At 43.0% G+C, this 19,636-nt stretch carries 17 protein-coding genes; 3 read left to right on the forward strand and 14 right to left on the reverse strand.

Annotated elements, in window-relative coordinates; genetic code table 11:
- Positions 1 to 36: 36 nt before the first annotated feature.
- From rplW to secA, 5 genes are all read right to left on the reverse strand, one after another.
- Positions 37 to 336, reverse strand: coding sequence for a 50S ribosomal protein L23 (gene rplW, locus ACDD58_RS07420; RefSeq protein ID WP_006857866.1), 300 nt, complete (start codon positions 334 to 336; stop codon positions 37 to 39).
- On the reverse strand, positions 336 to 956 hold the full coding sequence (rplD, locus tag ACDD58_RS07425; protein WP_118210185.1) for a 50S ribosomal protein L4: 621 nt from the start codon (positions 954 to 956) through the stop codon (positions 336 to 338). The genes rplW and rplD overlap by 1 nt, the downstream gene beginning before the upstream one ends.
- A gap of 28 nt (positions 957 to 984) precedes the next feature.
- Positions 985 to 1,668 carry a 50S ribosomal protein L3 gene (gene rplC / locus ACDD58_RS07430; RefSeq protein ID WP_117920735.1) on the reverse strand — a complete coding sequence of 228 codons (684 nt, stop codon included), beginning with the start codon at positions 1,666 to 1,668 and terminating at the stop codon, positions 985 to 987.
- A gap of 185 nt (positions 1,669 to 1,853) precedes the next feature.
- Positions 1,854 to 2,171 carry a 30S ribosomal protein S10 gene (gene rpsJ, locus ACDD58_RS07435; protein ID WP_015560093.1) on the reverse strand — a complete coding sequence of 106 codons (318 nt, stop codon included), beginning with the start codon at positions 2,169 to 2,171 and terminating at the stop codon, positions 1,854 to 1,856.
- A 1,542-nt stretch (positions 2,172 to 3,713) separates the two neighbouring features.
- Positions 3,714 to 6,284: a preprotein translocase subunit SecA gene (secA, locus tag ACDD58_RS07440; RefSeq protein WP_117920734.1), complete on the reverse strand. Its 2,571-nt coding sequence runs from the start codon at positions 6,282 to 6,284 to the stop codon at positions 3,714 to 3,716.
- A gap of 312 nt (positions 6,285 to 6,596) precedes the next feature.
- On the opposite strand from secA, the gene ACDD58_RS07445 reads away from it, so the two are divergent.
- Positions 6,597 to 6,857, forward strand: coding sequence for a TIGR03905 family TSCPD domain-containing protein (locus tag ACDD58_RS07445; protein WP_117920732.1), 261 nt, complete (start codon positions 6,597 to 6,599; stop codon positions 6,855 to 6,857).
- A 129-nt stretch (positions 6,858 to 6,986) separates the two neighbouring features.
- Here the strand turns inward: ACDD58_RS07445 and ACDD58_RS07450 are convergent, their stop codons facing one another.
- The 6 genes from ACDD58_RS07450 to ACDD58_RS07475 form a co-directional block, all read right to left on the reverse strand.
- The gene (locus ACDD58_RS07450; protein WP_117920731.1) at positions 6,987 to 7,571 is read right to left on the reverse strand and encodes a dipicolinate synthase subunit B; all 585 of its coding nucleotides are present in this window, start codon (positions 7,569 to 7,571) and stop codon (positions 6,987 to 6,989) included.
- Positions 7,571 to 8,422 carry a dipicolinate synthase subunit DpsA gene (locus tag ACDD58_RS07455; RefSeq protein WP_117920730.1) on the reverse strand — a complete coding sequence of 284 codons (852 nt, stop codon included), beginning with the start codon at positions 8,420 to 8,422 and terminating at the stop codon, positions 7,571 to 7,573. Before ACDD58_RS07455 ends, ACDD58_RS07450 begins: the two co-directional genes overlap by 1 nt.
- A 788-nt stretch (positions 8,423 to 9,210) precedes the next feature.
- A complete protein-coding gene (locus tag ACDD58_RS07460) occupies positions 9,211 to 10,530 on the reverse strand; it encodes an aspartate kinase (RefSeq protein WP_117920729.1) in 1,320 nt (439 codons plus the stop codon).
- A gap of 193 nt (positions 10,531 to 10,723) precedes the next feature.
- Positions 10,724 to 11,548 carry a metallophosphoesterase family protein gene (locus ACDD58_RS07465; protein WP_117920728.1) on the reverse strand — a complete coding sequence of 275 codons (825 nt, stop codon included), beginning with the start codon at positions 11,546 to 11,548 and terminating at the stop codon, positions 10,724 to 10,726.
- Positions 11,538 to 12,443, reverse strand: a complete 906-nt coding sequence (locus ACDD58_RS07470) for a DUF4474 domain-containing protein (protein WP_243006814.1) — start codon at positions 12,441 to 12,443, stop codon at positions 11,538 to 11,540. The genes ACDD58_RS07465 and ACDD58_RS07470 overlap by 11 nt, the downstream gene beginning before the upstream one ends.
- An 87-nt stretch (positions 12,444 to 12,530) precedes the next feature.
- A complete protein-coding gene (locus ACDD58_RS07475) occupies positions 12,531 to 14,138 on the reverse strand; it encodes a mannitol dehydrogenase family protein (RefSeq protein WP_370776698.1) in 1,608 nt (535 codons plus the stop codon).
- Positions 14,139 to 14,317: 179 nt separating this feature from the next.
- Here ACDD58_RS07475 and ACDD58_RS07480 point away from each other — a divergent pair, with 179 nt between their 5' ends.
- Positions 14,318 to 15,193 carry an AraC family transcriptional regulator gene (locus ACDD58_RS07480; protein WP_006856715.1) on the forward strand — a complete coding sequence of 292 codons (876 nt, stop codon included), beginning with the start codon at positions 14,318 to 14,320 and terminating at the stop codon, positions 15,191 to 15,193.
- Positions 15,194 to 15,196: 3 nt separating this feature from the next.
- Here ACDD58_RS07480 and ACDD58_RS07485 read toward each other — a convergent pair whose 3' ends face one another.
- Genes ACDD58_RS07485 through ACDD58_RS07495 form a run of 3 tightly spaced genes read right to left on the reverse strand, consistent with a single transcriptional unit; the run spans position 15,197 to position 18,349 of the window.
- Positions 15,197 to 16,033: a creatininase family protein gene (locus tag ACDD58_RS07485; RefSeq protein ID WP_117920725.1), complete on the reverse strand. Its 837-nt coding sequence runs from the start codon at positions 16,031 to 16,033 to the stop codon at positions 15,197 to 15,199.
- Positions 16,034 to 16,089: 56 nt separating this feature from the next.
- On the reverse strand, positions 16,090 to 16,959 hold the full coding sequence (locus ACDD58_RS07490; protein WP_370776700.1) for an amidohydrolase family protein: 870 nt from the start codon (positions 16,957 to 16,959) through the stop codon (positions 16,090 to 16,092).
- A 16-nt stretch (positions 16,960 to 16,975) separates the two neighbouring features.
- Positions 16,976 to 18,349, reverse strand: coding sequence for an MFS transporter (locus tag ACDD58_RS07495; protein ID WP_186900052.1), 1,374 nt, complete (start codon positions 18,347 to 18,349; stop codon positions 16,976 to 16,978).
- 200 nt (positions 18,350 to 18,549) lie between these two features.
- Between ACDD58_RS07495 and ACDD58_RS07500 the strand changes: the two genes are divergently transcribed.
- Positions 18,550 to 19,521: an AraC family transcriptional regulator gene (locus tag ACDD58_RS07500; RefSeq protein ID WP_241070865.1), complete on the forward strand. Its 972-nt coding sequence runs from the start codon at positions 18,550 to 18,552 to the stop codon at positions 19,519 to 19,521.
- The last annotated feature ends 115 nt before the right edge of the window (positions 19,522 to 19,636 follow it).

A 19,636-nucleotide genomic window follows, 5' to 3' on the forward strand; every position in this document is an offset into this window, starting at 1 on the left:
GCATCGCTGCGCTTAGTTTGCTATCTAAAGTATATCTTACAGTCCAGCGAAGATCTCGATATCTTTGCTGTCTTCCGTTAACTGAACGATAGCTTTCTTTGTCTTAGCAGTTTTTCCATAAACCATGCCACGTCTTTTGTTCTTTCCATCCATGTTCATGGTGTTAACGCTGGCAACTTTTGTGCCCTCGAACATTTTCTCAACTGCTTCTTTGATCATGGTCTTATTTGCTTCCGGATGAACTAAGAAAGTATATTTCTTCTCAGCCATAGCTGCCATGGATTTCTCGGTAATAACCGGTTTGAGGATTACATCATAATACTGTACGTTTGCCATTATGCATACACCTCCTCGATAGTCTTAACAGCGTCTTTTGTTACAACAACTGTATCATATTTTAATACATCAAATACGTTTAACTCGTTTGTCTGAGCAGTTTTAACAGTTGGAACGTTGCTTGCAGATTTGATCACGTTTGCATCCATATCGTTTAATACAACTAATGCTTTCTCAACTTTTAAGTTGTTCAGAACCTGAACGAAGTTCTTTGTCTTAATGGAGTCAAGTTTTAACTCATCAACAACGATGAACTTGCTCTCATTTACTCTGGATGTGAGTGCAGATTTTAATGCTGCTCTCTTCTCTTTTTTGTTTAATTTGAAAGAGTAGTCTCTTGGTACCGGAGCAAATACAACTCCACCATGAGTCCACTGTGGAGCTCTTGTTGAACCCTGTCTTGCATGACCGGTTCCTTTCTGTCTCCATGGTTTTCTACCACCACCGCGAACTTCAGAACGTGTTTTTGCTTTCTGAGTTCCCTGACGGTTATTTGCAAGCTGCTGAAGTACTGCCATGTGTACAAGATGCTCGTTAACTTCTACTCCGAAAACAGCATCGTTTAACTCCAGGCTTCCTACTTCTTTGCCTTCCATATTATAAACAGCTACGTTAGCCATTGTTGTTTCCTCCTTTCCTATCTAAGCACTATTTACCTGCTTTTACAGTTTCTTTGATTGTTACCATGCATTTCTTAGCGCCTGGTACAGCACCTTTAACTAAGAGCAGGTTGTTCTCAGCGTCAACTCTTACAACTTCAAGATTCTGTGTTGTAACTTTTACGCTTCCCATATGTCCAGGCATTCCTTTTCCTTTGAATACACGGCTCGGTGAAGAACATGCACCGTTAGAACCCTGATGACGATGGAATTTAGAACCATGAGCCATAGGACCTCTATGCTGTCCTAATCTCTTGATAGCGCCCTGGAAACCTTTACCTTTGGAAATTGCAGTAGCGTCGATCTTGTCGCCCTCTGCAAAAATATCAGCTTTGATAACATCTCCAAGTTTGTACTCGTCTGCGTTCTCAAATTTGAACTCTCTGACATATCTCTTTCCGGATACACCAGCTTTTGCAAAGTGTCCCATCTGAGCTTTGTTTACGCCATGTCTGTTTCTGATTTCTTTCTTACCATTTGCATCTTTGCTGACAACTTTTTCTTTCTTGTCTGCAAATGCAACCTGAACTGCGCTGTATCCGTCGTTCTCTACAGTTTTGATCTGTGTTACGGAGCAAGGACCAGCTTCCAATACAGTAACCGGCACTAATACGCCGTCTGCGTTGAAGATTTGAGTCATTCCGACTTTTGTTGCTAAAATCGCTTTCTTCATTCTTTTACCTCCTGTTTACTCTACAGCGGAACGCTTCATGCCCATCGATGTGGGGTAGCGGAACCGTTCATCCTAGAAAGTCCATATAAGTGGATGTGGAAAACCACATAGAATGGAGGCTGATGCCGAACATTCTTTACTTCTATATAAAACCCTTCAGGATATTAACAAATTTGTTTGAAGAATTATTTGTTCTTCATTTTGATATCAATGTATACACCAGCCGGCATCTCTAAACGAGATAAAGCATCAACTGTTTTCTGAGTTGGTGTTACGATATCGATCAGTCTTTTATGAGTTCTCTGCTCGAACTGCTCGCGGGAATCCTTATATTTGTGAGTAGCTCTTAAGATAGTAACTACTTCCTTCTTAGTAGGAAGAGGTACCGGTCCGCTCACCTGTGATCCGTTCTTCTTTACAGTCTCGATGATTTTTTTTGCTGATGAATCTACTAATTCGTGATCATAAGCTTTTAATGTGATTCTCATTACTTGACTTGCCATAAAAAAAGTCGCCTCCTTTTCGCACTTTTGCAAGCGATAAACTCGCTTTGGTACGACAAGCGGTGACTGCACACATTCCCGTGCGTATCATGAGCTTTTACCCATAAAAAGAAACTTCTTTGCACCATCGAATGCTTAAAGTTCTTCTGACAGCCTTCCGGTCTGCCCGCACGTTGTTTCTACTTTGTAGATGTTACTCGTATACAGTGACTTGTCGCCAGTTTCCTAACTTGACATTCGCTCCACGGAAAACCTGCCATATCGGCAGCAACCTCACGCTTCTACGCTATCAATGTCACAGCAATGCTTAGTATACACGATGATTTGCAGAAATGCAAGTACTTTTTTCACTTTTTGTGTTTCTTCTATTATAGAAGAGACTCATCAAATGATGGTTTGTGGGTGATATGAGTCGCCCGTCCAAATGGTGAGTCGCAGGTTTGTGAATGGCATCTTGCGCAAAGCCGGAGTTAATTTTGGTTCCGTTGTACGAAAATAAGAAAAGTCTAAGTGTGTCTGGGTTAGATTTTCTCGGAGTGACGTGACCGGCAACAACGAGTCATCCATGACTCGATGCTGCCTTGTTCTGCCATCCGTGGCAGAACATCACTGTGTACCTATAGACACACTAAGATTTTCTAATTTTCTCCCAAAGTCACAAAATTACTTCGGCTTTGCGCAAGATGCCAGCATCCAGGTTATGAAACACCATTTGGGTGGGCGGTTCATCTCAAAACTGGGGGGCGTAGGTGCGAATTTTTGATATTCATTATGCCTATAATCTGCTTATGATCCTAATGTACTGTATCATTGATATTCAGACTAATGACTTGCCAAAATTTCCATCTGCTACATTGTACTACATGAATTGTTTCATAAATTGCCAGACCAATAACACAAAATATTCTTCAAATATGTATGGTAATAAACATGAGCATAGCGGAATACATTAAGGTTTTTGCCAGCGTTATCAAACAAATAATAAATTATTGAATATAGTTATTTAGAAATATTTTTTAATCAGATTCAGACACAAAACACTAAAAATTTACGCACCTCCAAGGTTGTAAAATGAGTTCCCCGGCGAAGGGTGGTTCACAACCTTGCGGCTGGCAAATCGCATCAAGCCGGGACTCGTTTTGTGACTTTGGGAGAAAATTAGAAAGTCTTAGTATGCCTGTTCACAATACAGTGTTGTGCTGCCATGGACGGCAGCACAAGTCCTAATGTGCCCGGATGGCGCATTTAGGACGCACACGTCACTCCGCCCCAACCTGAATCAGGCATACAAATCTCAATCTGATTATTATCAGATTGAGATAGAGTTTCTTATTTTCGGACAACGGAAACAAAACAGTCCCGGCTTGATGCAATTTGCCAATCTAAAACCCCCGGAACCACCCTACACGAGGAAACTCATGTCACCCACAAACCACAATTTAGCGAACACCCCGTCTGCTAAGCAGCTCATCCTATAAAGTAAAAAGCGTCACATCTATGAATCACTCCATAAACATGACGCTTTTTTATTATTTTTTAATTTTATGCCATTCTTCCACAGCACTGTTTGTATTTTTTACCGGAACCACATGGGCACGGATCATTTGGGTATACTTTAGCAGCCGCACGTTTCTTTGGTGTATTGGTTGCCGTTTCATCCTTATTAGTACCGGTTACTTTCGCAACCTGCTCGCGCTCTACCTTCTGCTCGATCTTGACATGGTACAGCAGACGGACTGTATCTTCCTGAATGTTGGCGATCATATCGTCAAACATATCAAATCCTGCCATCTTGTATTCAACCAGCGGATCTCTCTGTCCATATGCCTGTAAGCCGATACCCTGACGAAGCTGATCCATATCATCAATATGATCCATCCACTTGCGGTCGATGACTTTCAACAGTACTACACGCTCTAATTCACGGAACTGCTCCGGCTCCGGGAATTCTGTCTCTTTTGCCTCATACAGTTTCACTGCACGCTCTTTTAAGAGATGTTTTAATTCTTTGTTGTTCTTAACACTGTCCACATCAGCAGCATTTACAGGCTCTAATGGGATAATATCTGTCAGAAGCTGATTTAACTCGTTTAAATCCCACTCTTCTTTCGGCAGCTCAGAAGAAATGCAGGTATCCACACAGCTCTCAACACGGTCTGTGATCATCTTGAAAATCACATCACGCATGTTCTCTCCGTTTAATACACGCATACGCTCTGCATAAATGATCTCTCTCTGATCATTCATAACCTGATCATACTCAAGAAGATTCTTACGGATACCAAAGTTGTTACCCTCAATCTTTGTCTGCGCTTTCTCGATCGCAGAGGTTAACATCTTATGCTGGATCTGTTCATTTTCAGGAACACCCAGTGTATTAAAGATATCCATCAGCTTTTCTGAACCGAACAGACGCATCAGATCATCTTCCAGGGAAATGAAGAACTGGGATTCACCCGGATCTCCCTGACGTCCGGAACGTCCACGCAGCTGATTATCAATACGTCTTGACTCATGGCGCTCTGTACCAATAACTTTTAATCCGCCAGCCTCTTTTGCATCATCATCCAGTTTAATATCCGTACCACGACCAGCCATATTTGTAGCGATCGTTACCGCACCGTGCTGTCCTGCTGCGGCTACGATTTCAGCCTCAAGTTCATGGAACTTCGCATTCAAAACAGTATGTGGGATTCCCTCTCTCTTTAACATCGCACTGATCGTCTCAGATACATCGATCGTGATCGTACCAACCAGTACCGGCTGTCCCTTTGCGTGGGCAGCTTTTACTTCCTCGACAACTGCATGATATTTTTCTTTCTTTGTCTTATAAACAGCATCCTGTTTGTCCACACGGATGACCGGTCTGTTGGTCGGGATCTCGATAACATCCATGCCATAGATATCACGGAACTCTTTTTCCTCAGTCAGTGCCGTACCTGTCATACCGGATTTTTTGTCAAATTTATTAAAGAAGTTCTGGAACGTGATCGTTGCAAGAGTCTTGCTCTCACGTTTTACTTTTACATGCTCTTTTGCCTCGATTGCCTGATGCAGACCATCCGAGTAACGGCGTCCCGGCATGATACGTCCGGTAAACTCATCAACGATCAGTACCTCATCATCTTTTACAACGTAATCCTGATCGCGGAACATCAGGTTGTGTGCACGCAGCGCAAGAATCACATTGTGCTGGATCTCAAGATTTTCTGCATCTGCAAGGTTACCGATCTTGAAGAACTGCTCAACTTTTTTCACACCCTCCTGTGTCAGGCTGACAACCTTGTCCTTCTCATTGACAAGGAAATCACCTGTTTCTTCCTGCTCGATACCCATAATAGCATCCATCTTGGAATACTCCGGTACATCCTCGCCACGTTTCATCTGCTGTGCTAAGATGTCACAAGCCTCATAAAGACGGGTGGATTTGCCGCTCTGTCCGGAAATGATAAGCGGTGTACGTGCCTCGTCGATCAATACGGAATCGACCTCATCGATGATCGCATAATGAAGACCTCTCTGAACAAGCTGTTCCTTATAAATAACCATGTTGTCTCTCAGATAATCAAATCCGAGCTCATTGTTTGTTACATAGGTGATATCGCAGTTATATGCCTCACGGCGCTCATCATTGGTCATGGAGTTTAAAACTACTCCGACTTTTAAGCCAAGGAACTCATGAACCTGTCCCATCCACTCAGAGTCACGCTTTGCAAGGTAATCGTTAACTGTTACAATGCACACACCCTTGCCCTCTAAGGCGTTCAAGTATGCAGGAAGCGTAGAAACAAGTGTCTTACCTTCACCAGTCTTCATCTCTGCGATACGGCCCTGATGTAAGATAATACCACCAATGATCTGTACACGGTAGTGTTCCATTCCAAGTACACGCTTTGCTGCTTCACGGACAGTTGCATATGCCTCCGGAAGAAGATCATCAAGTGTCTCTCCTTTTTCCAGTCTCTCTTTATATTCTTTCGTCTTGTCTCTTAATTCTTCATCGGACAGCGCTCCCATAGCGTCACGGTATGACTCCACTTTATCAACGAGTGGATAAATTCTTTTTAACTCGCGTTCGCTGTGCGTTCCGAATAACTTTGTAAATGCGCTCATAAAAACTCCTATTCCTGGCTATTTCTCAAATTTGCAAGTCCTTTTACAGGCTAAACCTTGCACAATATTGTCATTGTAACACTTTTCCCTTATTACCACAACCAAAATAGGGGTAAACGTTTTGTGAATTTTTTATTAACGTTAGAAAGAATCCTGTCCGGAGGTTTTTTTATGTAAGCGGGAATTTCAACGAATTTTCCGCTTACATAAAAAAGTCCTTGCACTGCTGCACACTTGTGTTTATACTCTTACTGAATCGCAGTTTCTGCGACGGCACACAGACTATGATCTATAACAAAGGAGGAATCTGATATGACTTATTCTTATAAAACAAAAGGAACCTGCTCCACACAGATCGACTTAGAACTGGATGGAAATGTTGTCCACAACGTAAAGTTTACCGGTGGATGCAACGGTAATCTGCAGGCAATCCCAAAATTAGTGGAAGGTCTTACCGTTGAACAGGTAGAAGAAAAAATCGGCGGCATCCGCTGTGGCGGACGTCCTACTTCCTGTGGCGACCAGCTTGCAAAAGCATGCCGTGAGGCATTAGAGGCATCCAAAAACGCATAAGACCTCCGATATACCTTTCTGTTATCTGGTATGAATATAAGAGAATGCCACAAACATTCTATAGTCATGAATAAGCTGGCACTTTTATGATGAAACAACTCATAAATGTGCCAGTCTTTTTATACTCTTTTACGGCTCCTGCAGCACCGGCTGGATCTGTCTGCCCTGCAATGCCGCCTCAATTGTTTCCGGAAGCAGTTCCATCTTCGCAACCATGGAATTTGGTTTGCTCTTATAATTATCCTGTCCAAACGGCACAAAATAAATATTTTTCATATTCATCAACATACCGATATTTTTAAAACCTGCTCCAAGGGCATCATTTGTGGAAATCGCAATGACAAGCGGTTTTCCGTTCCGCATATGTGCCTTTGCCGCCATCAGTACCGGTGTATCAATGATTCCTCCGGTCAGTTTTGCTGCGGTATTGCCGGTACAGGGTGCGATCACCATAATATCGAGAAAATTATTCGGTCCGATCGGCTCTGCGGCACAGATAGAGCGTATCCCTTCATTTCCGGTAATCTCACATATTTCTTCCACATATTCTTTTGCACTTCCAAATCTGGTATCACAGGTCTGTGCCTGAAATGAGAAAATCGGGATCACATTTGCTCCCATCCCGCAAAGAAACTCCACCTCTTTTTTCGCTTTTGCAAATGTACAGAAGGAACCTGTGATCCCAAAACCAATATTATATTTATCAAAATCCATCAAATCTTTTCCCCCTGTTTTTGCTGTAAAATAAAACGTTCCACAGAACGCTCTAATATATATGCACTCTCTTTTGGCGCATATTTTCCTGGGATTCCAAGCACATGATCTGCATGGATACCATATTCCCTTGCACAAGCAAAATCCGTGCCGCCCTCCCCCGATGCAATATCCACAATATAAGCATCTCTTGGAAGTTCTTTTATGATCTTTTCTGTGATGACAAGCGCCGGAACCGTATTGACAACCATTGCAGCTCCCATTGCCTCCTCCGGCCCAAATGCAAAATCTACCGCATAGAAACCATCTTCTTTTGCTGCCTTTCGTACTTCCCTCCTTCTTGCAAGCACCGTCACACGCGCTCTGAGTGCTCCTAGTCTTTTCGCGATCGCCTTTCCGCAATATCCGTACCCGGTCACAAGCACTTTTGCCTCATCAATATTATACGGACTTTTTTCCACCAGTTGTGCGATCGTTCCCTCTGCTGTTGCCACGGCATTCTCCTCTGTCACAACTGTATCTTCCATAAAATCCAGAAAATGAATATCTCTTCCTGTTAATAGCGCTCTCTGCTCTTTCGAAAAACATCCTCCCATCACAAGTGTTTTCTTTTGCAGATTTTTATTTAATATATCATAAAAAAGTTCCTGTTCCGGTACCTTCTGCACCGGGATTGGAAGAATCAGTACATCTGCCTTATCCAGAAAACGTTTCAGCTTCTCTAACTGCTGCAATGCCGTCTCACGATTTCTGATATCAAGGCAGCGCACGTTATAACCCTTTTTTGTCAATATCTCAGCAAGATAAACCTGACGCATATCACTGATCAGAAGAATTGTCTGTCCGTCCATGCAAACTCCTTTACGCTCCCTTTACATTATTATATGAACCATTTGTTCCTGCTGTTCCTTGTTGTTTTCTTTCTTCTGTTATTCTTTCTATTTTTATCCAGATATTCATTCCCGCCTTTGTTTCTTTTGTTGTAATATTCTGAATTTTTCTTTATTTTTACGCAATTATTTCTTAGTTTTTATTTTTTTTACTTTTTTTCTATTTTTTTATTGACAAATATATTTTTATCAGATATAATCAAATTACAAAATAACAAAAGAGATAAGAAAAAAACAAAACGATTGCAGAAGAAACAATCAGAAAGGAAGGTACAGACCACCGGAAACATAATGATTTACCTCAAACGATACTAAAAGAAAAGAGGTACAGACCACCAGAAAGATAACGATTTACACCAAACGATACTAAGAAAGAGAGGTACGGACCACCAAAAACGTAAACGCATTCGTTTTTTCATTCAAAAGAGGAAAGAAAACATGACGATCCTAAGAAAGGATTTATGAATCAGTATCAGACAAGATTCTCAGATATGATACGATGTCAGAAGTCATAAGAATAACAGATCCGGATTGAAGAGAAAGCGAAGAAGTACAGACAAATCTGAGACAAGCTCAGAAAAATACAAATGAATCGAGGTAGAGTCCCATGGACGAGATATCTTAGAAGGCGGCATCGCATGAATGAATTCCATACGGTGTCGCCTTCATTGTGTGTCACAGCAGTTCTGGCTTTACGCTGCATATACTCTCCTGCAGCCGGAAATAAAGTTCCGCCGCAGGTTTCTTTTTTATAACTGGGTCACTACAAAAATATCATAGATCGCACGGATCGCATTTTCAAAATCTGCATTGCTGACACCGATGATAATATTCAGTTCAGAAGATCCCTGATCGATCATCTTGACATTGATGTTTGCGTGTGCAAGTGCGGAGAAAATTCTTCCCGCAGTTCCACGGGTAGATTTCATACCACGTCCAACGACTGCTATCAATGCCAGATCTCCCTCTAACTCAATGCTGTCCGGCTTTGCAAGGCGATGGATCGCGGAGATCACGGACTGCTCTTTGCCCTCAAACTCCGGCTGATGAACAAAGATCGTCATTGTATCGATACCGGATGGCATATGCTCAAATGAGATTCCATTTTCCTCAAATGCGGATAATACTTTTCTTCCAAAACCAACTTCGGAGTTCATCATATCTTTATCAATGTTAACGGAGACAAAACCTTTCTTTCCGGCAATACCTGTGATCGTGTATTTTGACTGGTGGCAGGTACTCTCAACAATCCAAGTTCCTGCATCATCCGGTGCATTGGTGTTACGGATGTTGATCGGGATACCGGCTTTGCGGACCGGAAATACCGCATCCTCATGCAGCACACTTGCTCCCATATAGGAAAGCTCTCTTAACTCGCGGTAAGTGATCGTCTTGATCGTTTCCGGATGGTCGATGATTCTTGGATCTGCAACCAGAAAACCGGATACGTCTGTCCAGTTCTCATAGCAGGACGCATGTACAGCCCTTGAAACGATAGATCCGGTAATATCAGAACCGCCTCTTGAAAATGTACGGACACTTCCATCCGGATTAGAACCATAAAATCCAGGAATTACTGCTCGCTCGATCTTTGCAAGACGCTTGCCAAGTACCTTATCCGTTTTTTCTGCATCAAAATTTCCCTCTTTATCAAAGAAAATCACTTCTGCAGCATCTACAAACTCATAGCCAAGGTAATTTGCCATGATGATACCGTTTAAATATTCTCCACGTGAAGCTGCATAATCCACACCGGCTTTATTTTTGAAATTTTCTGCAATTTTCTTAAACTCATCTTCCAATGATAATTTCAGATTCAGACCATTGATAATTGTGTCATAGCGGTCTTTGATCTTCATAAGCGACACACGGAAATCTTCATCTGCCTCCACCAGGTCATAACATGCATATAACATATCGGTAACCTTAGTGTCTTTGGAATTTCTTTTTCCCGGTGCACTCGGAACTACATATCTTCTCTCTTTATCTGCGTTGATAATTTTACCAACCTTTGCAAACTGTTCTGCACTTGCAAGAGAGCTGCCGCCAAATTTCACAACTTTAATCATTTTCTTCTGAACCTCCACTTACTTTCGCGTGTAAGAAAACACCCGATACTATCCATATAATGAATATATATTATCATAAATGCAGTTTCCGTCAAATGATTTTTCCGATTTTTAGTTCCATGGAATCAAAAATTTTTGTATTTTTCTATATTATGTCAACTTTTCATTACCTGTACTTATAAGTACTTTAAATTCAGGTAATACCAACCGGTCCTATCAGCACTTCGCGCGCTACAAAAAGCGACAGATCCGGTCTCGTCGCCATCTTCCATTTCACCAGTGTAAGCTGCATATCTGTGATTTCAATTCCAGTAATGCCATACGGATGCACGCAGCTCCCGGCATTCAGGTACAGACTGCCGTCTGCCGGCAGCCTTGGACGGTGGGAATGTCCGGCCGCCAGATAGCAGTCATGCTCTTTTGTCCAGTTATCTAAACATTTTTCATATTTTAAGGTCTTTTTATAATTCCGCGCCGCACTCGTCGGATCACTGACGCCAAAATGCTCTAACGGTTTCCAGAAATACCGCACCAGAAAACGGGATAATTTCCAGCAGACTGAGTTAAAAAAATCTGCCTGATGCCCGTGGATCATGCAGATATCCCTGCCTCCCTCACAGTTATCTAAGATCATTGCTTCCCCTAACATGCCTTTCATTTCCATATTGTGATTTCCGTAAATGCGGTATATCCGGCACTGTTTCTGCAGTGTTTCAAACCGGCAGTAGACATCCTGATGACTCTCCTCAATGCGGGAAAGATGCCTGTTTTCCCACAATTCCTCCCCGTCACCGAGTTCAAAATAGGTAAAACCATGCGCGATATAGTAGTTTAACGCCGCCATATACAGATGCTGGTTTCTCAAGAAATTATCATTTGCCCCTCCCTCTCCCCGGTGGCAGTCGCTGATGATGATATAACGACTGCAACTGTTAAGCGGAAGATGGACTGCTTCTGAAAGCGCTTTATCGATCCGCATCTGACAGGAAAAGGGCGGATATCTTTTCTTATTTTCCATGCTTCCATCCCCGCATCCGAAACGCATGTTTCAAACACCACGGAAGCTGATAGTATAAAAATAAAAGACGGTCAGGTGTAGCAATAAACGGATGTGTGAACAGACGGTAAAGGAAACAGCAGAAACAGTTCCAAGCCTGCACCATGCAGCGCCAAACGGACGCACAGAATTTGTGTTTCATACAGAAATCCATTCTGACATAAACTTCATTGCGGCAGATCCGGTATTTATTCCCCGGTATTTTTCCTTTCGCCCGCTTTAATCCCTCAAAAAATGCTTCTGCCATGCATTCATTCTGAAACCGTATTGTCGTCACCAATATCAGATCCGATGGTCTCGAAAATGTCCCCATCCCAAATCCGGTCAGCCACCAGTGCCGCTTCTGCAGGAAATAAACTTTTTTCCGCCTGCGGTCTAGCCTGCACTGGATAAACGGCATATCCTGATCTTCCACCGCCTCAAAATGGGCGATCCTGTAATATCGTTCCGGGACGACCTTTCCCGCATGATATACGCCAACCTCTCCTCCGGTATTGATGCCATACTGCCCCTTCCAGAATTCGATCAGCCATGTTTCGCCAGCATAATCAAAATAGATAGGCAGTGCATCAAACACCATGCCTGCTCCCACTGCTGCCCTGTCGTAAAGCGCCTCATACCCCTGTTTTCTCTGCCACGCATCTTCCCTCGACGTGAACACGTCTTCACACGGCACATAACAAAAGCCGAATGGTTCTGCGAGTTCATTCAGAAGCTGAATTTTCTCTGCAGCACACATCCGGCGTATTTTTCTCTTACTTTTTTCTCTTTTTACCGTGATGATCACTGCTGCAATCAGTAAAACAAGCAGGATCACCACAATACATCCAATTTTTATCACATTAAAATCTGGCATTTTTCCCTCCTGCATATTTTTTTCAGGAATTCACATCCTGTACTATAAGATATGCAGGGAAAAATGGTTTGGCATCAGAATCAGCGCCTATACATACTTCTTTAAAGTAGCACGCACTGCGCCCACCCCGGCGATCAGTTCTTTAAAATACTGCACCGTCAGTCCGGCAAGACCGGCCTCATAAAGATCCACACCAAAGATAGTACGGTTTGTCAGCAATGGCCGGATCATTCCTTCCACATCTGTATCACCAAATTTGATACCGGCAACGACCGGACAGACGGTCTCAAGCAGTGGATCCAGGCTTAACTCAAATTTTTCGCCATTATCATCAACTGCCATGAGATACCGAAGCCATCCAGCAAATACCAGTGGGATCAGTTTTAAGTTTTTGATATCCTTATCTTTTGATGCAAGATAATTTTTCACAGTTTCTCCAAAGCGGATCGCAAGTTTCTGTGAAGTATCTGTGGCAATACGCTGTGGTGTATCCGGCATAAACGGATTTGGTATGCGGACATTTAACACGGTATCAATAAACTCTTTCGGATCAAGGATACCCGGATCCACAACGACCGGAAGTCCCTCGGTATATCCGATTCTCTCCACCATTTTCCGAAGCTCTGCATCTTTCATTTCATCGGAGATCTTTGTGTAGCCAAGCAGACAGCCAAACACTGCAAGAGCCGTGTGAAGCGGATTCAAGCAGGTGCAGACTTTCATTTTTTCCACCTTGTCAACGGTTGCGCGGTCGGTAAACATGATGCCGCCCTTTTCCAGCTCCGGGCGTCCGTTCGGGAACCAGTCCTCAATCACTAAATATTCACATTCCTCTGCATTCACAAATGGAGCTGCATAGGTGTTTTTGGATGTAACGACCGGATCAAGCCCATCGATCTCATCTTTCTTTAAGATCTCTTCCACGGAAGCATCCGGTCTCGGCGTGATCTTATCGATCATAGACCATGGGAACGAAACCTTTTCCCTTTCATTGATATAGTTTACAAAATCTTTCTCTGCAAGACCGTTTTCTGCCCATTTTTCGGCAAATGTATGGATTGCCGCATATAATTTATCCCCGTTATGGGAGCAGTTGTCCATGGATACCATGGCGATCGGAAGCTGTCCGTTTTTAAAACGTGTGTATAAAAGAGATGCAACTTTTCCGATATAGCTTGCAGGTTTCTCCGGGCCGGCTGCAAAATCGGCAGCGACTGCCGGAAGCAGTTCTCCTTTTCCGTTTACCAGACTGTATCCCTTTTCTGTGATGGTAAAGGATACCATCTGCAAGGACTGTTTGCAGAAAATCTCTTTTAATCTGCCATACTCGCCCTCATTTTCCGAATCGAGGATACAGGACTCCACAACAGAACCGACAACTGTTTTTTCGACGCTTCCATCTGCCTTTAATGTGACAAGAATGGAATAATCATCATGCGGACGGTTCATTTTTTCAATGATCTCATAATCAAAACCTTCCGCTACGATCAGGCCTGTTTCCATTTCCCCTCTGTTTAAGATATTCTGCATTACATTTGCCTGAAATGCACGGAAAATATTTCCTGCACCAAAGTGAATCCAGCACGGATTTTCTCTGGTTGCCTCTGTTACTGCTGCACGGTCAAACTGCGGAAGCTGATATCCCTTTGCTTCCCACTGTGCCCTGTCTTTTAAACCAAGTGTACTTAATTCCATAGCTTTTCCTTTCTCCATTGTTCAACGTTTTTTGATATGTTTATTATAAGTGAATCCCCTTAAGACATCCAATAGAGTTGCTTGTTGTTCACATTGCAAAAATTGCGATTCTGTGGTAAATTTTTTATATCAGATCGTCACTTTTTCCTTATATTTGAAATATTTCAGAGGATTTTACCATGCGCAGACAGTTACAGTCTCCTTTTAATGAACGACAGTATATGCTGTCCAAAGATTTTGAAATTTACTATTATAATGACAACCACTTTTATGGCGTGACAGATCACACTCACGATTACTATGAATTCTATTTTTTTCTGGAGGGAAATGTAACGATCTCCATTGAAAAGGAACATCACCATCTGAAACCGGGGGATATGGTCTTCATTCCCCCTGGTATTCACCACCATGTGTCCAGTGTGGGGGAAACACTTCCCTATCAGCGTTTTGTTTTCTGGATCAGTCAGGATTACTGTCAGAAACTGAAAGAATTATCCAAAGACTATGTTTATCTGATCGAACATGCACAGGATACCCATCATTTTATTTATCACTATGATGTCGTGGCTTTCAATGCGCTTTCCGCAAAGATTTTCCGGCTGATCGAGGAGATCCATGCGGACCGTTTTGGAAAAGCTGCCAAGATCGAGCTCTGCGTGAACGATCTGATGCTCCACATCAACCGGGCTGTCTATGAGGCAGAACATCCTGCAGCCCGCAAAGATGCCTCTGGTCTGTATGACGGCATCCTGCAATACATTGAATCTCATCTGGATGAGGATCTCTCCTTAGACAGCCTCTCCAAAGCTTTTTTTGTGAGCAAATACCATATTTCCCATATTTTTAAGGATAACTTTGGAATATCCGTCCATCAGTATATTACTAAAAAAAGGTTATCCATGTGCAGGGATGCCATTCTCAGCAATGAAAATATCACAAAAATCTACCTGATGTACGGATTCAAAGATTACACCAGTTTTTTTCGTGCATTCAAAAAAGAGTATGGCATCTCACCCAAAGAATATAAGGAACTTTATGCGCAGAAACCGCAGTAGAATCTACCGCTCTGTTTTAGTGTTAGAGGGAACCCATGGGCATTTTTTTGCAACTTCGCTGTTATAATGCTCCAATTCCCTCATCTGTGCTACGATATGGTTCATATCCATGCGCTCCACCAATTTTTCAATGATTTCCACACCCTCTTTTGCAAGTGTTTCCCTCGCTGCTTCATCTGCAATGACCGATGTACTCATGTGGTCTTTTTTCTCGCCAAAATAATAACCGATCGCAGCACTCTGATATGCCAGTCCGAAAATATCCTCAAATCCGGCACAGGACTGCGGCTCGTTATGCGCATACTCCGTTGTGAGCGGCACGTCACTTAATCGGTTCATTTTCTGATAAGCTCCCACTGTAATTGCGTGGAAACTGTCCATTGATGTAAAAATATCCCTTGCATTTTTCATCATCTGCATGGTGAGGTCCATATATAAAATCGGCACTCCGGTCTCATCAAAGAAATCCCGCACCATCGGACTGCATGTCATATGTGCCGGGCCGTGAAAACTGATGTAGATCTGGCGTTTGAATCCCTGGCGCAACAGGCTTTTTGCCACCGCCATCAAATAGTCGATTCCTTCCCGCACACTCACCTGGACGGTTCCCCTGCCGCTTGCCGTTGCGCCTGCGTAAAAATACGGAAGTCCTGTCAATACCAGCCCGTCACACGCCTCTGCCATCTCCAGTGCAAATGCCTCACTGATGGTGGTTTCTGAATCCAGTGGAAATCCCCCGTGCATCTCTACCGTTCCGACCGGTACAATGATAATGTCATTTCTGGAAAGATATTCTTCCACCTCATCATTTAACATTCTAGGTAATATTCTTGTTCTCATATGTTTCCTCCTGTTTTTGAGGGATGTGGTATGTTTTCGGCTCTCCCTCTTTTTTCTTATAAGTGAAATAATTTTTCTGCATTTGTACGGCAGATTTTTTCATAGGCACTCCGGCTGAGTCTTCCTGCGTGTTCCTGCTCATCCAGCCAGTTTCCAAGCGGAAATGTCATTTCACAATTTGCCATATCTGTTCCAAACAGCAACCGGTCCTGATATTTTTCCAGAAAAGCCAGCCCAAATTCTTCGTCACGCATGATTGCACATCCGCCACTGTTTGCGGACAGATCTCCATATAAATTTTCATAGGTTTCAAACAGATATGGCAGTCTGCCGCCGGGACATACAGCTTCCTCTCCCCATTTCATCCGTTCCTTTGGGGTCGCCGGTGCATCTTTTGAAATTTCATGCCAGAATGGCTGACTGTGCCCGATGAACTTTAATCCTTTATAACGCTTTAAATTTTCCTCCAGCAGCGGGAGCCCCGACCCGTCCACAACCCCATACTGAAAGCCCTCTTTCGGACTCATGTGAAAAAGAACAGGTAATTTTAATTCTTCTGCCACCTCAAATACACTCTGTAAAAATGGAGCATCCAGCCTCTGGTTTACCATCAGTTCCCCGATTCCGACCGCACCGCTCTCTTTACAGGCTAAGATCCGTTTATACACATCTGTCTGGTTTTTTGCATCCACATTGCACATCCAGTGGAACTTCTTGGGGAACTGTTCACAGATGCGTTTACACTCCTCATTTGCTGCAACCAGGATCTGCTCATTTTCCTGTTCGCCGGAAGATAACACGATTCCCTGTTCAATTCCAAGTTCCTCTAAGTGCGGCAGCATCTGTGCCGCACTGGAAAGGAACATGGTATCTGTTTTCGGATACTGCTGTAATGTCAGATGAAGATGAATATCAATTTTTTTCAATCTAATCTCCTCTTTACTATTCACGTCTTTGTTTTAATTCCGCATACATTTCTTTGGTCTGTTCCTTATCCAGATTAAAGATTGCGCCGATACCAATGAGTTCCAGCACACAGGTCAGCACCGGGATCAATGCCACTAACATGTAGATATTGTTTATGGTTGCATCTGACTGCACCACATTATTTCCAGAAATATATCCGATCGCCTGGAGTCCGAAGGAAACACCTGCGGAAGCAATGGTGGAACCGATTTTACGGCTGAACGTATAAAGGGAATACATCGAGCCATCACTTCTCTCATGGAACTTCCACTCACTGTAATCCAGACAGTCTGTGACAAGCGCCCAGATCAGCATGGTAAATACGGTCTGTCCGATCATTGCCAGTACATTCAGTACCGAATAAACATAAACGTTTGGTATTTTTACGGCAAAAATGATTACACTGAGCACGGTACTGCTGATTACGCCAAACATCAATGTCGTTTTCTTTCCAAACTTTGCAACCAGTTTTGGCACAAGCGGGAAACAGATGATAATGATCGGCACACTTGCAAGACTAAGCAGAGTCATTGCAGAGGTATTTCCATAGTACTCTTTGAATACATAACTTCTAATCTGGTTTGAACCGGTGATATAGAGCATACTTCCAATGGTTGCAACCATGACACCGATCAGTGGCCTATTTTTTACGACTGCTTTCAACACATTTCCATAATTGAACTTTTCTGTATTCTGTTTCTTTTCCTCACGCACACGCTCTGTCGTTAAATGTAACAGCAGGCAGTAGCAGACCACACTTAAAATTCCAAAAATAACTGCCAGAAGTGTAAATCTTTCCGGGATAATGTTGCTTTCGCTGTCAAAACAGACTACCGGCACAAAGGATAACGCTGCAATTCCCACAAATGTTCCGCCAAGACTTCTTGCCCTTGAGAGTTTACTCCGGTCAATCGGATCTGTGCTGACCACACTTGCCATCGCACCAAACGGCATGGAAGTTCCGGTATAGCTCATTCCATATAAGACATACACAAAAGCGACCCACGCATGAAGTGCAACACCTTCAAACGGCACTTTGGAAAAACAAAGCACACCTGACAACGCCAGCGGTATCATAAAAATTTTAATCCACGGTTTGAATTTATCTCCTGATTTTCCAAGCATCCAACGGTCCGGAAAAGAACCCATGATCGGGTCATTTACTGCATCCCAGAGTCTCGCTGCAAGGAACAGGGAACCCATCCACGCCGGACTGATTCCCAGCACATAAGTACAAAACGTCAAAAAATATGCGTCTACAAATAAATTGACAAAACTGCCCGCCATATCTCCAAACACATATCCGATCTCATCCCTTTTTGAAAAGGGTCTTACATTTCTTTTATTCATAAATTTTTCTCCTTCTGGTATTTGTACGCGCGCATTGGTTTTGTGTCTGTACATTTCACAAGAACCGATATCCTTATGATACATTTGCTTTATTGCAATTTAAATTGCATTTATACCAAAATACATTGCATATCTTACATTTATTGTGCTACAATATTTGTAGGATTGTATAAATATAACAAATCAGAACAGGAGTTTTTATGAAATATAGCCAAATGAAACGTTTTTTAATGGAACATAAGGATTCGATGAAGCCTCCGTATATTTCCACGCTCGATGGCATCCTGACTGCCGGTGGGGAATTGATCGGATACCAGGAACTGGAAATGGACAGCCCCTATCTGGATGTACATGAGGATACCAGTTACACGAAAGACTATGTAACCCTCCACAGCCACGAGTTTTACGAACTTCTTTTCTGCCGCAGTGGAAACTTGCAATATCTCATTGGAAACACCCGTTACCAGATCCGCAAAAATGATATCATCCTCGTTCCCCCCGGCACCAGCCACCGCCCTTTATTTTTAGAGCAGCTTCGGGAACCCTATCAGAGAACCGTACTCTGGATCAACAACGATTTTTTTGAGACCTGTAAGCAGAACTTCTTTGCGGATGCAGGCTCCTCCCAATATGCACCACAAAAGCAGCTCCCCTATGTCATCCGCCCGGAAGGAACACTCTTAAACCAGATCGACCAGCTTCTGGCTGCACTGTTGTACGAGGGTTCCACCATGCGTCTTGGAAGCGAGCTCTACCGCATGGGGCTTTTTCTGCAGTTGTTCTGTCTGTTTTACCGTATGAACGACCATCCGCAGTCAGACATCCCCAAACCGGAGAATACAGGCCTGTTAGACCAGATTCTCAACTACATTGAATTGCATTTATCCGAAGACCTCAGCCTCGCATCTATTTCAGCGCAGTTTATGGTAAGCCAGTCGACAGTAAGCCAGCTTTTTAAAAAGCAGCTTGACACCGGCTTTTACAAAATCGTTACCCAGCGGAGACTGATCGAATCTAAAAATCTGATCAATTCCGGCATTCCATTGAAAGAAGTTGCCGAACAGTGCGGCTTTTGTGATTATTCTGTTTTTTACAAAGCGTTTGTGAAAGAATATGGCATCTCTCCACGCAGCTTCCGGACCCGTGAAAAAGAAACGCATGATTTTTACTGATGTGGATTCAGGTGTCAAAAGGTAACTTCAGATTTTTTGACTGGCAAATAATGCCCTTTTGATAACCAGAGATAAGCATACAAAAATCCGCGGCATATGCCACGGACTTTTCCAT

This window comes from Roseburia sp. (assembly GCF_041325975.1).
Taxonomy (GTDB): domain Bacteria; phylum Bacillota; class Clostridia; order Lachnospirales; family Lachnospiraceae; genus Roseburia; species Roseburia rectibacter.

Bases quoted from the DNA above. Each gene is read 5' to 3' on its own strand.
- rplW (WP_006857866.1), bottom strand. From the start codon at position 336: ATGGCAAACGTACAGTATTATGATGTAATCCTCAAACCGGTTATTACC.
- rplD (WP_118210185.1), bottom strand. From the start codon at position 956: ATGGCTAACGTAGCTGTTTATAATATGGAAGGCAAAGAAGTAGGAAGC.
- rplC (WP_117920735.1), bottom strand. From the start codon at position 1,668: ATGAAGAAAGCGATTTTAGCAACAAAAGTCGGAATGACTCAAATCTTC.
- rpsJ (WP_015560093.1), bottom strand. From the start codon at position 2,171: ATGGCAAGTCAAGTAATGAGAATCACATTAAAAGCTTATGATCACGAA.
- secA (WP_117920734.1), bottom strand. From the start codon at position 6,284: ATGAGCGCATTTACAAAGTTATTCGGAACGCACAGCGAACGCGAGTTA.
- ACDD58_RS07445 (WP_117920732.1), top strand. From the start codon at position 6,597: ATGACTTATTCTTATAAAACAAAAGGAACCTGCTCCACACAGATCGAC.
- ACDD58_RS07450 (WP_117920731.1), bottom strand. From the start codon at position 7,571: ATGGATTTTGATAAATATAATATTGGTTTTGGGATCACAGGTTCCTTC.
- ACDD58_RS07455 (WP_117920730.1), bottom strand. From the start codon at position 8,422: ATGGACGGACAGACAATTCTTCTGATCAGTGATATGCGTCAGGTTTAT.
- ACDD58_RS07460 (WP_117920729.1), bottom strand. From the start codon at position 10,530: ATGATTAAAGTTGTGAAATTTGGCGGCAGCTCTCTTGCAAGTGCAGAA.
- ACDD58_RS07465 (WP_117920728.1), bottom strand. From the start codon at position 11,548: ATGGAAAATAAGAAAAGATATCCGCCCTTTTCCTGTCAGATGCGGATC.
- ACDD58_RS07470 (WP_243006814.1), bottom strand. From the start codon at position 12,443: ATGCCAGATTTTAATGTGATAAAAATTGGATGTATTGTGGTGATCCTG.
- ACDD58_RS07475 (WP_370776698.1), bottom strand. From the start codon at position 14,138: ATGGAATTAAGTACACTTGGTTTAAAAGACAGGGCACAGTGGGAAGCA.
- ACDD58_RS07480 (WP_006856715.1), top strand. From the start codon at position 14,318: ATGCGCAGACAGTTACAGTCTCCTTTTAATGAACGACAGTATATGCTG.
- ACDD58_RS07485 (WP_117920725.1), bottom strand. From the start codon at position 16,033: ATGAGAACAAGAATATTACCTAGAATGTTAAATGATGAGGTGGAAGAA.
- ACDD58_RS07495 (WP_186900052.1), bottom strand. From the start codon at position 18,349: ATGAATAAAAGAAATGTAAGACCCTTTTCAAAAAGGGATGAGATCGGA.
- ACDD58_RS07500 (WP_241070865.1), top strand. From the start codon at position 18,550: ATGAAATATAGCCAAATGAAACGTTTTTTAATGGAACATAAGGATTCG.